Below are 16270 nucleotides of genomic sequence, written 5' to 3' on the forward strand. Positions count from 1 at the left end.
CGATGAATATCAAGCAGTTGCACTATTTCTACGAGCTGGCCCAGCACCGTCACTTCGCCAAGGCGGCCAAGGCTTGCTTCATCACCCAGCCGACCCTGTCAGCCAGCATCACCGCCCTGGAGAAGTCACTTGGCACCGAACTGGTGGTGCGCAACAGCCAGTTCGTGGCCCTGACCCAGGCGGGGGAAGTGGTGCTGCACCACGCCGAGCGGATGCTGCAGGAGCAGGATGCCATGCGCCAGGAGCTGAGCCTCTTTCGGGGCGGGCTGTCGGGAGCGCTGCGCATCGGCGTCGTGCCCCAGTCGAGCATCGACATCATGCCGCTGCTCAAGGGGTTCAACGACGCCTACCCCAAGGTGGGCCTGCACCTCTGCGTGATGACCCATGCCACCCTGATGGAGCAGCTGGATCTGCATCGCATCGACATCGGGCTCGGCTTTGACGAGTTGCTTACCGAGCATCAGCGCCGGGCCCTCGACGTCCAGCTTCGCCACCCCAACCCCATGGCCCTGCTGGGCCCCCTGCCTGCCCACTGCGCCCCGACCGGGCCGCTGACCCTGGCGGACCTGCAAGATCTCCCCCTGATCCTGCCAAGCACCACCATGCAGTTTCGCCGCTACCTGGACGAGGCCGCCGCCCGCCAGCAGATCAGCCTGCGGGTGGTGCTGGAGACCGACTCCCTGTTCCACCTGGTCAACGGGGTGAGCCACGGCCTGGGCTGCGCCGTGGTCAGCGCCGGCATCGCCGCCACCGCCCAGCATCTCTTCAAACTGCCCTGCCACCCCTTGAGCGATGCGAGCGCAGGCACCATCGCCTTCATCACCCGAAAACACAGTGTCACCCCCGCCATGAAGGCGTTTCTCGCCAAGGCAAGGGCATGAAAAAGGCAGCCCACGGGGGCTGCCTGCACTGATCAAGGGGGGAACTTGCGCCTCTCCTCGCGTCAGCCTGCCCCTTGCTGTTTGTCCAGCGCCGCGATGAAGGCGCTCGCCAGGGCGTGGTCGGAGAAGGGATTCTGGCCTGTGATGAGCTCGCGATCGATCACAACGCCAGGCTGCCAGGGTGCCACGAACTGCATGCTGCCGCCGGCCTGGGCCACGGCCTTCGCCGGGTAGTAGCGCAGCTTGTCACCCCCAAGGGAGCCTTCAAACACCGCCTCTTCCTTGTCGGAGAAGATGGTCATCCTGTAACCGTCGTAGATCCACTCTCTGGCGCCGTCTGCCTTGCCTGCAATGACCGACTGCTCGAACCCGGCCGGATCCGCCTGCGCCGCCAGCAGCGCGATGGGGCCATGGCAGATGGCGGCCGTGGGTTTGTGGTTGTCATGGAAGTGGCGAAGCAGGGTCCCCACCTCGGGATCCTTGGCAAGATCGATGAGGGGTGCGTGGCCGCCGGGAATGAAGAGGCCGGCATAGCGCTCGGGACCGGATGCCAGCACCTCCCTCAGGGAGAGCACCTTGCCGGCGCCAAGCAGCCCCTCCACGACGGCGCCGATGCGCACCATCTCCTGCGGGTTGCCACCAAAGTACTGGGGATCGACGGAGTGCGTGTCGACAACGGGCCGGTTCCCTCTCGGGGTCACCGGGGTCAGGGTATAACCGGCCTCCAGCAGGGCGGCGGCAGGCACCCCCAGTTCATTCTGGTAGAAGCCGGTGGTCAGGCTCTTGCCCCCTTGCAGCGGCAGTTCGGTCTCGCTCGAGAGCAGCACCAGGATCTCGCCTTTCGGGGCGGCGCTGGCCGCAGCGGAGGTCGCCAGCAGCAGTGAGGCCAGCACGGCCTTGAGGGTGTTCTTCATCGTGATCTTCCTTTTGATGGCAGTGATCGATCGGTCGGCCACCGGGCCGCCCTCGATGAGCAATTTACTGATTACCCACGGACGAATAAACTCACTCCATTGAACTTGATTATTTACATAGATGAACATATGTCCCGTGCCTTCGACCCCGTCCAGCTCGGCACCATAGAGCTCTTTTGCAAGGCAGCCGAACTTGGCAGCTTTACCGCCACGGCTCAGGTACTGGGGGTAACGCCCGCCTCGGTGAGCCGCTCCATCCAGCGTCTCGAGGCCAGGCTCGGCGTCAAACTCTTCCATCGCACCACCCGCAGCGTGCGCCTCACCCATGACGGGGAGCTCTATCGGGAGCAGTGCCAGCAGGCCCTCGAGCAGATCGCCGAGGCCGAGCGGGCCATCACCGGTCGCCAGCGCCACCCCAAAGGAGTGCTGCGCATCAGCGTGGGCACCGTCTATGCCCACCACCGTCTGGTACCCCTGCTGCCAGGCTTCATGGCCGCCTATCCCGAGGTCGAACTGGAGCTCAATGTCTCCAACAGGAACATCGACTTCGTGGAGGATGGTTACGATCTGGCCATCCGGCTGGGGGAGCCGCGCGATGGGCGGATCATCGCCCGCAAGCTGGAGGATGCCAGCCTCGGGGTCTTCTGCGCCCCCGATTATGTCGCCCGCCGCCCCGCGCCAACCTCCCTGGAAATGCTGTCGCAACATGATCTGATCCAGTTCATCACCCCGAGCACGGGTCGCCCCTTCCCCTGGCAGTTTGTGGATGAGCAGGGATCCCCTGTCGATCTCCATGTGCACAGCCGCCAGCGGGTGCTGGACGACGTGCTGGCGGGCCTGGGCTGGGCGGTGGCAGGGGGCGGCCTGTTCCAGATCTACCATTTCGTGGCGGCCGAGGCGCTGTTGCAAGGCAAGCTGATCGAGGTGATGACCCCCTTTGCGGGGCGATCCCGCCCCTTCTACGCCCTCTATCCACAGCACCGTCACCTCTCGGCCCGGGTCCGGGCCTTCGTGGATTATCTGCTGGCAGCGGTGCGCCCAGAGGGGTCGCCTGTGCCAGGGGCATATCCCCCTCTTCGTTGACGAGGGCCCCTCATCTGCGTGCCTGCGCCCCCGATACCGGGGGCAAAAAGCAGGTGGCACTCTGGACACAATAGTTGCCTAATTAAATAAATATGCATAAAAATCAATACAGGCAGGGCTCGATATATGAACTCTTCTGCTGTTTGTATGAAGCATCGTGCTGCTGAAAATTTTCTGTGAGCCACCTCCCGCCGTTTAATTCAAGAGCCTATAACCTTGACCCGTACAATAAAAACCTGACGTGTTCCGGTTTATTTCACCATGCATCACAAAGGAGTGTCATATGTATAAAAAAGTGAAACTGGCGAGCATTATCAGCACCCTTATTCTCTCGGCCACTGCATATTCTGCAGAGATGACCGTGGGCTTTTCTCAAATTGGTTCTGAATCCGGGTGGCGAGCTGCAGAAACATCGGTCGCCAAGAGCGAGGCCCAAAAACGCGGTATCATCCTGAAAATTGCCGATGCCCAGCAGAAACAGGAGAACCAGATCAAGGCCATTCGCTCCTTTATTGCCCAGGGGGTGGATGCCATCTTTATTGCCCCCGTGGTACAGACTGGCTGGGAGCCGGTATTGCAGGAGGCGAAAGAGGCCGAGATCCCGGTCTTCCTGCTGGATCGCAATATCACGGTAAAAGATGACGGTCTCTTCATGACCGGGGTCGCCGCCGACAGCGTCCACGAAGGGGAAGTGGCAGCCCAGTGGCTCATCAAGCAGCAGGATGGCAAACCGTGCAACGTGGTGGAATTGCAGGGCACGGTGGGTGCCAGCGTGGCGCTGGATCGCAAGAAGGGCTTCCTCGACACCGTCTCAGCCGTGCCCACCATCAAGATCATCCGCACCCAGTCCGGCGATTTCACCCGCAGCAAAGGCAAGGAAGTGATGGAGAGCTTCATCAAGGCGGAAAATAGCGGCAAGAATATTTGTGCCGTCTACGCCCATAACGATGACATGGCCATCGGCGCCATCCAGGCCATTAAAGAGGCCGGGCTGAAACCGGGCAAGGATATCAAGATCATCTCCATCGATGGCGTGCCGGATATTTTCAAGGCGATGATCGCAGGCGAAGCCAATGCCTCGGTGGAGCTCACGCCGAATATGGCGGGACCGGCCTTCGATGCCCTGCTGGCCTATAAGAAAGATGGCACCCTGCCCCCCAAACATATCAAGACGGAGTCCAAACTGTTTGAGCCCGGGAGTGCCGAGGCGCAGCTCGAGCTGAAAAAAGACATGGGTTATTAATCCCGCTCCCCCGCCAGACTGTCACATAGCGCGCCATATAAGTGATTGAACTTGTATGGCGCGCTATATCGGAGAGCCAATGTTCATGTCAGAGAACACTCACGATGTCGTATTGAATGCCCGCGGAATATGCAAGACGTTTCCCGGAGTACGAGCCCTGCATCAGGTGGACTTCTCCCTGCGCCGGGGAGAGATCATGGCGCTGCTCGGCGAGAACGGGGCCGGCAAGTCCACGTTGATCAAGACCCTCACCGGTGTCTATCAGCGAGACGCCGGCCGTATCGAACTCGATGGCGTCCCCATCTCCCCGACGGACACCGCCCATGCCCAGCGTCTGGGGATAGGCACCGTCTATCAGGAGGTCAACCTGCTGCCGAACATGTCGGTGGCGGACAACCTCTTCATCGGCCATGAGCCCCGCCGTTTCGGCTTCATCGACCGGGACGCGATGACCCGGCAGGCCAGCGCCATCATGGCCAGCCACGGCTTCGAGATGGATGTCACCCTGCCCCTCGACCACTACTCGGTCGCCATGCAGCAGATCGTGGCCATCGCCCGGGCGGTGTCACTCTCCGCCAGGATCCTGATCCTGGACGAGCCCACCGCGAGCCTGGATGCCAGCGAAGTCCAGATGCTCTTCTCTCTCATGACGCGCCTGCGGGATCAGGGGGTGAGCCTCATCTTCATCACCCATTTTCTCGATCAGGTCTACGCCATCAGCGATCGCATCACAGTGCTGCGCAACGGCGAGCTGGTCGACACCCGCGACACCCAGGCACTGCCACAACTGGAGCTGGTCAAGATGATGCTGGGACGCGAGCTGGACGACAATGCCCTCAAGCGGGCGGGCAAGACACGGCGCAGCAACCAGCCCATGGTGTCGTTCAGGGACTATGGCAAGCGGGGAGTCATCGCCCCCTTCAGTCTCGACGTCATGCCCGGGGAGATAGTGGGTCTCGCCGGCCTGCTCGGGTCCGGTCGTACCGAGACCGCCGAGCTGATGTTCGGCATAGTGCCGAGCGACAGCGGCGAGTGCCGGGTGCGGGACAAGCCGGTGACCATCCGCTCTGCACGCCAGGCGGCCGCCAACGGCTTTGGTTTCTGCCCGGAGGATCGCAAGAGCGCCGGCATCATCGCCTCGGCCTCGGTGCGGGAGAACATGGTGCTGGCCCTGCAAGCCCAGCGGGGCTGGTTGCATCCCCTGTCTCGCAAGGAACAGGACGAGATCACCGCCCGCCTCATCGAGCAGTTGGCCATCAAGACCCCGGGACCAGAGCAGCCCATCCAGTTTCTCTCCGGGGGCAACCAGCAAAAGGTGCTGCTCGCCCGCTGGCTGCTCACCAAACCCCAGTTCCTGATCCTGGACGAGCCCACCCGGGGCATCGACGTGGGGGCCCACGCCGAGATCATCCGCCTCATCGAATCCCTCTGCGCCAACGGGCTGGCCCTGCTGGTCATCTCCTCCGAGCTCGAGGAGCTGGTGGGCTATGCCGATCGGGTGATCGTCCTTCGTGACAGAAAACAGGTGGCAGAGCTTGCGACGGACGCCCTGAGCGTCCCTGCCATCATGAACGCCATTGCATGTGAGGCCTGATATGACGTCATCCATCCTCCCCCTCACCAAGGGGTCGCGCACCCGCAGAGAGTGGCCCACGGGCTCGGCCCAGTGCGCCGCCCTGGTGTGCGTACTGCTCATCAATGCCCTGGTCGCCGACAACTTCTTCGCCATCCACATCCAGGATGGGCGGCTGTTTGGCAGCCTCATCGACATCCTCAACCGCTGTGCCCCGGTGGCCCTGCTCTCCCTCGGCATGACGCTGGTGATCGCCACCGGCGGCATCGACCTGTCGGTGGGAGCCGTCATGGCCATCAGCGGGGCCACCATGGCCAGCCTGGCCACCGGCGGTCACAGCCTGCCGGTCATCTTCGCCGCCGTCATCGGGGTGGGCCTTCTGTGCGGCCTGTGGAACGGCCTGCTGGTGGCGGTGTTCAAGATCCAGCCCATCGTCGCCACCCTGATCCTCATGGTGGCGGGCCGGGGCATCGCCCAGCTCATCACCGAGGGGCAGATCATCACCTTCAACAACGACGCACTCGCCTGGATCGGCAGCGGCTCCCTCTTCTATCTGCCCACCCCGGTCATCATCACCCTGGGCATGGCGCTGCTGCTCTGGCTGCTGACCAAGCGCACCGCCCTCGGCCTCTTCATCGAAGCGGTGGGGATCAACATCAAGGCCGCCAAGAACGCCGGGCTCAACACCCCCATGGTGGTGATCGCCACCTACCTGTTGAGCGGCATGATGGCCGCCGTCGCCGGCATGATAGTCGCCGCCGACATCCGGGGTGCCGATGCCAACAACGCCGGGCTCTGGCTCGAGATGGACGCCATTCTGGCGGTGGTGATAGGAGGCACCTCCCTGATGGGGGGGCGCTTCAACCTCGCCCTCTCCCTGATCGGCATACTGATCATCCAGGGGGTGAACACCGGGATCCTGCTCTCCGGCTACCAGCCCCAGTGGAACCAGATCGTCAAGGCCCTGGTGGTGCTGGCGGTGCTGGTCATGCAGTCACCGGCCCTCAACCACCTCTTCCAGCGAGGGACTCGCCATGTTTAAACGCAACCTCCCCCTGATGGTGACCATCATGGTCTTCGTGCTGGGCTATCTGCTCTGCCTGGCCTCCTTCCCAGCCTTCATGTCCACCCGCATCATCTGCAACATCCTGACGGACAACGCGTTTCTGGGAATTGTGGCGGTGGGCATGACCTTCGTCATCCTCTCGGGGGGCATCGATCTGTCGGTGGGGGCCGTCATCGCCTTCACCGGCGTGCTGCTGGCAACGCTCATCGGGAAGCTGGGCGTCAGCCCCGTGCTGGCCATCCCTCTGGTACTGGTGCTCGGAGCAGGCTTTGGCGCCCTCATGGGCTGGCTGATCGACACCCTGAAGATCCCCGCCTTCATCATCACCCTGGCGGGCATGTTCTTCCTGCGGGGGGCCAGTTTTCTCATCTCCGAGCAGTCCCTGCCCATCGATCATCCCACCTTCACCTACCTGTCGAGCCTGTCGTGGAAGATACCGGGGGGCGGTCGCCTGAGCCTGCTGGCCCTCATCATGCTGGCGGTGGTGGTCTTCGGCATCCTGCTCGCCAACCGCACCCGCTTTGGCAACAACGTTTACGCCATCGGCGGCAACGCCACCTCGGCGGCCCTGATGGGGATCTCGGTGCGCCACACCACCATTCGCATCTACCTGCTCTCCACCACCCTGGCGACCCTGGCAGGCATCGTGTTCGCGCTCTATACCTCGGCGGGCTATCCGCTCGCCGCCGTCGGGGTGGAGCTCGATGCCATCGCCGCCGTGGTCATTGGCGGCACCCTGCTGAGCGGCGGGGTGGGTACCGTCTTCGGCTCCCTGTTCGGGGTGCTGATCCAAGGGTTGATCCAGACCTACATCAACTTCGACGGCACCCTCAGCTCCTGGTGGACCAAGATCATCATCGGCCTGCTGCTGTTCAGCTTCATCGCCCTGCAGCGCCTGCTGATCCTGGTCTCGGAACACCGCAAGGCCAACAAGCCAGGTCCCTTCAAGCGCCAGGTTGCCGCCCAGCCCGAGTGAGGTATCAGCAAGACTCTGGTAGCAGAAGATAACGCGGGCAAGGCGCTCCCGTGCGCCCTCCCCGCCTGGCCATAGCAGGTCCGGCGCAGAGGATGGGGAGGCAGCGGGGGCGCTCACAGGGCCCGCCCCCAGCCTCCCGCACGCCCCTTTGAGGGGTGACACCGTCTTTGGAGGGCACTCAGGTCAATCGCGCCACCAGGGGCTGCCCTCATGGGGGCTCAGCACCTCCAGAGGCTCCCCCATGAGAGGCGTGGTCAGAGGTATCTGTTGCTCGGCAGCCAGTCGGGCAATCTGCTCAAGCGGGTCGTTCCAGCGGTGCATGGCCAGATCGAAGGTGCCGTTGTGCACCGGATAGAGCCATTTCCCCCCGAGATCGTGAAACGCCTGCGCCGTCTGCGCCGGGAGCATGTGCACCAGCTCCCAGCGCTTGTCGTAGGCCCCGGTCTCGAGGAAGGTCACGTCGAACGGACCGTAGCGCCTGCCAATCTCCTTGAAACCGTCGAAGTAGCCGCTGTCACCGCTGAAGAAGAGGTTGACCCCCTCGCCGCGAATGACCCAGGAGGCCCAGAGGGTCTGGTTGCCGTCCCCGAGGCCACGGCCGGAGAAATGCTGGGCCGGGGTCGCTACCAGGGTGACACCGCCCACCCGGGTCTGCTGCCACCAGTCCAGTTCGCGGATCTTCTCCTTCGCAATTCCCCAGGCCATGAGGCGCGCCCCCACCCCGAGGGGCGTGATGAAGTGGCCGACCTTCTCCTGCAGCGCCAGTATGGCCCCGTGATCGAGATGGTCGTAGTGATCATGGGAGAGGATCACCCCCTCGATGGGAGGCAGCGCCTCCAGGGTGATGGGCGGCTGATGCCAGCGCTTGGGGCCGAACCACTGCACCGGTGAGGCACGCTCGCTGAACACGGGATCCGTCAGCCAGAACGTGCCCTGCAACTTCAGCAGCAGAGTGGAGTGGCCGAGGCGCCACACGCTGTTGTCCGGCGCCGCGATGAGCCCCTCCCGGGTCATGACCTGTACCGGAATGGCGCGATCCGGCACCGTGCCCTCAGGCTTGGCGAACAGGAAGTCCCACCAGAGCCTGACCCCTTCCCAGAGGCTTCGCGCCTGGGGTGTCACGGCATTGTTGAACCGGCCCCCCTGATATTGCGAAGAGTCCGGGTGTTCGGGCAGACCCGGTTTGAGTAGAGATGCGATCATGCCAATCATCAGGGCTCCTTTGAGCAACCACAGAAAACGGTGCCCCTCAGGGGCGCGAAAAGAGGCTGACGGGTCTGCATTCATGACACGCCTGTCAGCCTGGTCTCTGGTGAGTCGGGAGCAACCCCTGCACGGGGCCGCACCTTCCATAAAACAGAACGGGAGAGTCGCACGGTATGAAACCGGTGCCCGGCGTCTTCAGCAACGGCAAGATAGCCTGCCCGGGCTCCCGCCACCAGAGGAGTTCGCGTTGCCGCGTGGCCCCGGCATGGTGTCGCATCAAGCGCATGGCCTCACCTGCTCTGCCGGCGCCAACAAAAGGAGGCGTCAGATGGCGTACTGCAAGAGCTTGCAGTGCTGAAAGTCAGAAGATGGCTGGGCCATAGAGGCCACGGGGTAATCCCCCCATTTTTTGGAGCACTCAAAAGTAGAGGTCATGCGGCCTGTGCCAAGCGCTGTTTCGGCGTGTAGCCGCCCAGCGCCATATTGGGCCGCTCATGGTTATAAACCCACAGCCAGTTCGTGGCAAATTCCTGTAACTCATTCAGTGACTCAAACAGGTAATGGCCCAACCAGTCGTAACGCACAGTGCGGTTAAATCGCTCTATGTAGGCATTCTGCTGCGGGTTGCCTGGCTGGATATACCTCAGCGCAATCCTCTTCTGCTGCGCCCATTGCTTGAGCTCTTCGCTGATGTATTCCGGACCATTATCACAGCGGATTGCGGCTGGTTTGCCCCGCCACTCGATGACCTGCTCCAGCACCCGTTTGACTCGCGAGGCAGGCAAGGAAAAATCCACCTCGATGCACAGTGCTTCGCGATTGAAGTCATCGATCACATTAAACAACCGCACCGAACGACCATCGCTGAGCTGGTCATGCATAAAGTCCATCGACCAACAGTGATTCGGTTGGTCAGGGACTGCCAACGGCTCCGGCTTGGCCCGCACTAGCCGCTTCTTGGGTTTTATCCGCAGATTGAGCTCTAGCGCCCGATAGATCCGGTAGACCCGCTTGTGGTTCCAGCCAAAGCCTTTGACGTTACGCAGGTACAGGAAGCACAGTCCGAAACCCCAGTTGCGCTGGTTGGCGGTGAGGCGCAGCAGCCAGTCGGCAATCTCCTGGTTTTCATCAGCCAGCACGGGCTGATAACGGTAGCAACCCTCGCTCACCTTGAACACCTGGCAAGCCAGACGGATAGAAATGGCGTAATGAGCCACAGCCTTGGTCGCCATCTCCCTGCGGGCAGATGGCGTCACCACTTTTTTGCCATCGCCTCGGAGATGATCTCAGCCTTTAGGCGCTCCTCGGCATACATCTTCTTAAGGCGACGATTTTCCTCTTCCAGCTCTTTGAGGCGCGCCATGAGAGAGGCATCCATGCCACCGAATTTGGAGCGCCACTTGTAGAAGGTGGCGGAGCTGATGCCATGCTCACGGCAGAGCTCAGGGACGGGTGAACCAGACTCGGCCTGCTTGAGGATGGCGATGATCTGTGCATCGCTAAAGCGTGATGTTTTCATGTAGAACCTCCTGCGTTCAAGATACGAGAAAATTCTACTTATGAGCACCTCAGTTTTTCGGGGGGATTACCCCGGCCTTTCTCACCCTCTGAAAGGTGGAGAAACTGATCTTCTTGGAGCTCTATTGATTGCTATCACGCTTGTATTGGAAGCGTTTTGTACGTGTTATCCGCAGAGTTGAGCGATACGAGAGTTCTTAGCCCGTTTTTTGAACGACTCAGATCGATTTCTCACACTTCATCAAGCACAGGAGATCGGTTTCTCCACCTTTCATCGAATTCGGGAGATCGGTTTCTCACACTTGGCTGGTTATGGATGCAGGATCATCGCTGGTTGCGATACTCCTTGGCACGCTTAATCATATCGCGGCGACGAGTCTTGGCTCCTTCTAAACCAATGAACTTGAAGTTCCGACCTCTCCCAATATTGGTATTCAATGTTTTCGACAGATAGTCGGCTGAGCGCAAGCAGACCGGGCGTTCGATATAGACTATAATTTTCCCGTTCTCCTTAGTTTTCTTGTACTGACCTATCCAGTGGGCCGCGTGTTCATCAACAGCGCCAACTGGCATCTCCCCAAACTGCTCCTCTTCCAGCTCGTCTAACTCGCCATACGGACGTTTATCTTTCCAGGTCGACTCGGCATGTACGCGATCACCATACAGCCTTAAAATCGCTTTTAAACGCTTAATCGCAGCCTCATCTCCATACGTCAGAATGTGCATGTGCAGACCTTTCAGGCTCCCGACTGTCAGCTCGACGTCATCTTTGCTCTCTTCGATGACGACGATGCTATCCGTGGTCCATCCGTTATCCATGATTGACCGGGTCAGGGTCTGGATCATGGTTCTACTGGCGTGCGGCCGCGCGTCGACCGCCCGTAGCCACTCGTTTGTTTCATCGTTGAAGGTTACACTCAACATCTGGATCTCTTGCTTGTTCTGCTTGCTTAACTTTGCAAGCTCGAGAAATCCACATGTCAGATGATCGTTGAAGCAGTAGCTCTTCTTCTCTGCAAACCACCCCTTGAACTCCTGTGTACCTACATCCTTTTTAGGATGAACAATAGGAGGGAATATATTAGGTCTAGTATCTGTAATAGAGCGATGGTCAGAGCCATTCAGTGACCGTAGCATCAGCGCCTTATGCAGACTAGAGTTCAGGGCTGTAGCCTCCTCATAAAATCCAGCCGGTTCAGGGTCAAAATGCCCCGCGCATAACGCCCCAATTTCTTCGATTTTACTGCTCATCATTCTCGTGTTCCCGATGTGTGAAATGTTATCAAACGAATCTTATCAAGACAGGGTCAACCCCACGGTTTTCCCTGTAATAAGTCTATCGATAGGAGCTCGGTCGCGAATATGCCCAGCAGTGAGGCAGTTTGTAGGCAGTTGGATTATGTGTGACGCGAGTCACAATATGAGGCCAAGGCTGCATGCAGATAACAGCCGGTAATATCGATCCAGAGAATCACACCACACCGACTCGGTGCAGAAAGGAACAGCATGAAGGAAATGGTCACGCAATGACGTCGAATCGATGTCCTTGATGCTTTCATCTACTTTGATAAACTGAACTGGCTGCAAGAGCATCTGTAGGGGGCATCAGCCAGTAATTGGCCTTCTGCTTACTGGGCAGTCAGGTAGCTGGTTACCTGACGGTAGTTCGACTTACGAGTCGGTTTCCGAACCCTTGGGCTAAGGAAAAGCTGCGGCTACCAACCATTCATCGAAATGGCGCACATTTTGTGCGCTTTTTTCGTGTAAATTGCCCGTTCGGGAATTCAGCCTGTTGACGCTCATGAGCGCTAATTAGATGAGAAGCCGTTGAAATGGTGTTGCTGAGACAACGCTAGAAACGACGGAGAACCTGTTCACCTTTTTTACAAATTTTTAGCAGCAGACCACATGGATCTGCTGCTCATCTTATTCAGGAATCGCGTTTCTGTCGGATCTCCGCAATGTTTCCAACTCGGCCATAAGCTCTTCGTCGATCTCATCCGGCGCATACGCATTAAAGATTCTTGTGGGGACACTGCCTAACTTCGCCGCGACATCCGTCCCCAATGACGAGCGATCCGTACCAACAATCGCAGTTACGCCATGCCTATCCATTGTCACGCAACGATGAGCCCCATCGTTGAAAGTAACGTCCATGACGAAGATAAAGCGTTCTGGGCCTCGTGGAACTTCCTCGGCTAATAGGCGGTTCTTCTCATCGATACTCTTACTTGGGTCTGAAAGTAATGCCAGGCGATCCTGAAGCGATATCAAGCCAGGGCGGCCGATGGTCAATGACGCGATGGAGTCACGAAGCAGCTCTCGTAATTCGATCCTGGCATCATCGTTCGTTGTATCGAGCACACGATCCGATATGGCTCCCCAGCGCGGTACAAGTGATGCGCAAGTCCGTGCTTGTAACGCAACCTCCTCTGCCTTAGCCAATTCCATCTGTGTTGATAGATCATTCAACTGGGACTCGAGGCGACCGATCTCCAGAGTCAATATTTTGGGGAAGCCCTTTTCTCGTGCCTGCTCCATCAAGTTGTGAATATGGCCATTAATCTTGTCTATCTGAGCCTGAAGCGCTGGAACTCGGCTTAATGGAAGCGTTTCAGGGTCTTTCCAGACCTTGTCCAAGCAGATATCAAGCAGCGCTTTCTCGACTACTGCGGCTCTCTTGCTCCATCCGAGACAACGATATTCTTCGCGAAAACCACTACAGCGGTAATTGAGAGCACCGCCCGTTTCCCGGTTCATGTGAATGCTAGCACCACAATGACGGCAAGTAGCCTGTGGCAGCTCAGCGAACAAACTGATGGCCGTAGCCTTTCCGGTCGTCCTTGGACGCTTGCGGCGAGTGCGAGCATCAACGAGGGCTGCATATTCGTCCTCGGTCAGAACGGGCGGATAATAGCCCTCAAGAATAATATCGTTAATCTGTTTCTCGCCGACTAATGCACGGGAAAGGTGGAAGCGCCGGATGACATGATGGCTCCACACTTTAGGGGCTCGCTTGTCGAATCGCTCAATCGGACAATCCGGTCCTTCGCGATTGAGCCAGTCGGTCACTTTGCGAGGGCTATGGCCTGCCATCAAACGTAAAGCTATTTGTCTCGCCACATGTATATATACTGGATGCGGACGCACAACGCCGTCCGAGTTATCAACCCACCACACATCATTACCGACCACCTTGATTGAATAGGCATATCCCGACGGATGTCGCTCTCCATTGAGGTGGCGCCCAATCGCAAGATCCCGGAGCTTCAGTGTTCTGGCCTGCTTGGTTCGACTCTCCCCATGAGCCCGTTCAAGTATCATGACGGCAAGTTGAATATCGAGCACATTGCTTGATTTATCGCCATAGGGGTCGCAGAACATGCGTTGCTCAATCGCGGAATAAATACCGATGTTGCAGCTCAATACACCAGCTAAATCGCTGGTTGCCTTCCTGATCTCTTGTCGACTAAACCGGTCAAGACTGCTGACGACGAGTATTGAGCCTTCTGCCACCTCGCCAGAGCGAACTGCGTTTAGAAACCAGCCAAGCTGCCCATCCTTGATGTGATCACCGTGGAAGGCCGACTTGCCGCTATCAACCATGCGGTGTTCATAGACGGGTAACTGGTAGCGATCAGAGAGCTCTTGCAACAGAGAGTCCTCTTGCTGAATCGTGAGCCCTTGGCCCTTTGCTTGTTTGGAAGAGCTGATTCGGCTATAGGGATAAATTTTAGGTCCATTCATCGACATCACCTATCTTTGTCAATATATTCAATAATATACAAACATCTGACATTGATGATACGGCTGGCCGTAGGCGCCGTTGTTGAAGAGGCCGTAGAGGCGCCCTTCTGCCAGCGCCAGCGCCTCTGCCGCCCCTCGCTCTATGCTGGCGCTGTCCGCCAGATCCAGTTGCACCGCCAACAGACCCTGCTGCTGCAGCAGGGCCACATCCTCGCCCTTGCGGGCGGAAGCGATGACGGTGAAGCCCCGGGCGCCGAGCGTTCTTGCGGCGGCGAGGCCGATGCCGCTGGAGCAGCCGGTGACGAGCACGAAGGGATGGGGCATGAGCATGGTCCTGATTGACGGCCGGCAGGTGGCCCGAAGTTGGCATGGTAGCGTGGTGCCACCAAAAACAAAACCGGGCCAGAGGCCCGGTTTTCGGTCACGTCAGATGCCTGATTACATGATGGTGAACGGCATGATGATGTGGAACTTGACGTCATGCTCGGAGCTGAACATGTTCGGGTAGTACCAGCTGCCCTTGTCGTCCTGTTCGTTGTTGTAGTCGGTGTAGTGCAGCTTGAACAGGGTGCCCTTCAGCTTGCCGTCCTGCACTGTGTACATGACGTCGAAGTTGGCTGCCCACTCTTTGCCGCCTTCCAAGGACTTGTCGCCGTTGTTGGCATCCCAGCCGTAGGCACCGGAGACACCCACGCCCCAGCCCGGTGCACCCACCAGATCATCCAGGGAACGAGTCACGCCGAAGAACAGGGCCTTCTCGTCGTTGTGGTTCCAGTCGGAGCGGGAATCCCACCAGATTTCGTTCGCGCCCTGGGAGTTGCCGTAGCCGCGGGTCAGACGGGGCAGGTAGTTGCCCAGATCCCCTTCAGCCTTGGTCCACAGGCCTTCCAGACGGAAGCCATAGGGGCCGGCTGCCCAGCTGGCGGTCAGGGCTTGTTGCCAGGCCAGGCCGTCATAGTCGCTGTTCTCGGTGTCGGAACCGTAGAACTGGTAGCTGGTGTTCAGGCCACCCAGTACGTCGAACTTGTGGGCCAGCTTGAAGTGGTAGCTGTCCATGTAGCCTTCGGACTGACCGAAGCCGGCTGTGACGGCAGTGCCGTTCTCGAAGGTGTAGCGAGCGGCCAGACCGTGGATGTAGTCGATCTTGTTCGCATCGGTGAAGGGATCGCTGGCATAGGGGCTGCTCTTGGAGAAGCCGGTGGTGTTCTTGAACCAGGGAGCCTTGTACTCGTCGGCGATGGCGTAGGTCAGGTAGAGGCCGCCGAAGGTGCCTTCGATCTGGCCACCACGGTAGGTACCGGGTTGATAGGACCAGTTGACGCCGAGGATGCCGGGTACGTAGAGCTGGGTGTAACCACCCTTGGCGGTGACGGCGTCACCGAACTTGAATTTCAGGGCGGCGTTGGAGAGGCTGAAGCCGTTCTCGGGAACGCCGTCACCACCTGAACCCCACTTGTCGCCCCAGAAGGAGAACTCGTTCTCTTCGTTGACGCCATTGCTTTCGTCAACGGCCAGGTCGTAGGCACCGAAGCCGCCCACGTCGACGCCGACCACACCCCATGCATAGCCGGAGTTGAAGTTCAGGGCTGCCTGGGTGGTGGCATGGCTCAGGTTGGAGTGGTATTTGCCATCCTGACCCGGACCGGCCTGGACGCGATCACGCTCACGCTGGAAGTAGAACAGGCCACCGGTGAGCTTGCCTTCGTCGATGAAGGCGCTGTAGGACTTGCCGTATTCCGGGCTCATCATGTCTTGAGCGGCGAACGCCATGCCAGGTGCGACCAGTGTCGCGACCACGGCAGCACTCAACGCGGCGCGCTTGAAGATCACTTTTTCCATTTGTTATTGCTCCTGATTTTATGGACTTAGCTTTTTTATCCGGCAGCCGGGTAGGCACCCGCCGCTCGGTATTGGCATTGCAATCAACACCCCGAAGGGCAAAAAAAATGGTTCTCTGTCGTGCCCTTGTGCCTGATGCCTTGGCGCATCGGTCGGGGCTATCTGCATCGTTACAGTCGTTATTTTTTGGCTGTCGATCCTTGGCGATCTGACATCACCAAGAG

The 16270-nt window shown here is 59.2% G+C and carries 12 protein-coding genes and 1 pseudogene; 6 read left to right on the forward strand and 7 right to left on the reverse strand.

The genetic code is table 11. The features are described from left to right. Nucleotides 1-2 precede the first annotated feature (2 nt). Nucleotides 3-881: a LysR family transcriptional regulator gene (locus J9893_RS16275; RefSeq protein ID WP_210600951.1), complete on the forward strand. Its 879-nt coding sequence runs from the start codon at nt 3-5 to the stop codon at nt 879-881. Nucleotides 882-943: 62 nt separating this feature from the next. Here the strand turns inward: J9893_RS16275 and J9893_RS16280 are convergent, their stop codons facing one another. Beyond that, entirely contained in the window at nt 944-1795 is an 852-nt protein-coding gene (locus J9893_RS16280; protein WP_210600950.1) for a type 1 glutamine amidotransferase domain-containing protein, read from the reverse strand. A 129-nt stretch (nt 1796-1924) separates the two neighbouring features. Between J9893_RS16280 and J9893_RS16285 the strand changes: the two genes are divergently transcribed. The 5 genes from J9893_RS16285 to yjfF all read left to right on the forward strand — a co-directional run bounded on the left by J9893_RS16285 (nt 1925) and on the right by yjfF (nt 7736). Next, nucleotides 1925-2878 carry a LysR family transcriptional regulator gene (locus tag J9893_RS16285; RefSeq protein WP_210600949.1) on the forward strand — a complete coding sequence of 318 codons (954 nt, stop codon included), beginning with the start codon at nt 1925-1927 and terminating at the stop codon, nt 2876-2878. A gap of 283 nt (nt 2879-3161) precedes the next feature. Beyond that, nucleotides 3162-4121, forward strand: a complete 960-nt coding sequence (gene ytfQ / locus J9893_RS16290) for a galactofuranose ABC transporter, galactofuranose-binding protein YtfQ (protein ID WP_010674607.1) — start codon at nt 3162-3164, stop codon at nt 4119-4121. 85 nt (nt 4122-4206) lie between these two features. Then, nucleotides 4207-5715, forward strand: a complete 1509-nt coding sequence (gene ytfR / locus J9893_RS16295; RefSeq protein WP_210600948.1) for a galactofuranose ABC transporter, ATP-binding protein YtfR — start codon at nt 4207-4209, stop codon at nt 5713-5715. A gap of 1 nt (nt 5716) precedes the next feature. Continuing rightward, complete coding sequence (gene ytfT / locus J9893_RS16300) at nt 5717-6736, forward strand: galactofuranose ABC transporter, ATP-binding protein YtfT (protein ID WP_210600947.1); 1020 nt, start codon at nt 5717-5719, stop codon at nt 6734-6736. Then, complete coding sequence (gene yjfF, locus J9893_RS16305; protein ID WP_010674604.1) at nt 6729-7736, forward strand: galactofuranose ABC transporter, permease protein YjfF; 1008 nt, start codon at nt 6729-6731, stop codon at nt 7734-7736. Before ytfT ends, yjfF begins: the two co-directional genes overlap by 8 nt. A gap of 183 nt (nt 7737-7919) precedes the next feature. Here the strand turns inward: yjfF and J9893_RS16310 are convergent, their stop codons facing one another. The 6 genes and pseudogenes from J9893_RS16310 to J9893_RS16335 form a co-directional block, all read right to left on the reverse strand. Beyond that, nucleotides 7920-8948: an MBL fold metallo-hydrolase gene (locus tag J9893_RS16310; protein ID WP_104455875.1), complete on the reverse strand. Its 1029-nt coding sequence runs from the start codon at nt 8946-8948 to the stop codon at nt 7920-7922. A 425-nt stretch (nt 8949-9373) separates the two neighbouring features. Further along, nucleotides 9374-10461 (reverse strand): IS3-like element ISAs22 family transposase gene (locus J9893_RS16315; RefSeq protein WP_088821966.1). Its coding sequence is split into 2 segments (ribosomal slippage): nt 9374-10209 and nt 10209-10461, totalling 1089 coding nucleotides; the frame shifts between segments, so codons are not numbered across the junction. A 323-nt stretch (nt 10462-10784) separates the two neighbouring features. Next, the gene (locus tag J9893_RS16320; protein ID WP_210601712.1) at nt 10785-11714 is read right to left on the reverse strand and encodes a hypothetical protein; all 930 of its coding nucleotides are present in this window, start codon (nt 11712-11714) and stop codon (nt 10785-10787) included. A 672-nt stretch (nt 11715-12386) separates the two neighbouring features. Continuing rightward, on the reverse strand, nt 12387-14207 hold the full coding sequence (locus tag J9893_RS16325) for a recombinase family protein (protein ID WP_210601711.1): 1821 nt from the start codon (nt 14205-14207) through the stop codon (nt 12387-12389). Nucleotides 14208-14267: 60 nt separating this feature from the next. Further along, nucleotides 14268-14531 (reverse strand): annotated as a pseudogene (locus J9893_RS16330) (SDR family NAD(P)-dependent oxidoreductase); the annotation flags it as partial. Between the two features lie 114 nt (nt 14532-14645). Then, nucleotides 14646-16046, reverse strand: coding sequence for an OprD family outer membrane porin (locus J9893_RS16335; protein ID WP_210601710.1), 1401 nt, complete (start codon nt 16044-16046; stop codon nt 14646-14648). Between the last annotated feature and the right edge of the window lie 224 nt (nt 16047-16270).

This window comes from Aeromonas sp. MaB10011B (genome assembly GCF_017939325.1).
Classification (GTDB): domain Bacteria; phylum Pseudomonadota; class Gammaproteobacteria; order Enterobacterales; family Aeromonadaceae; genus Aeromonas; species Aeromonas caviae.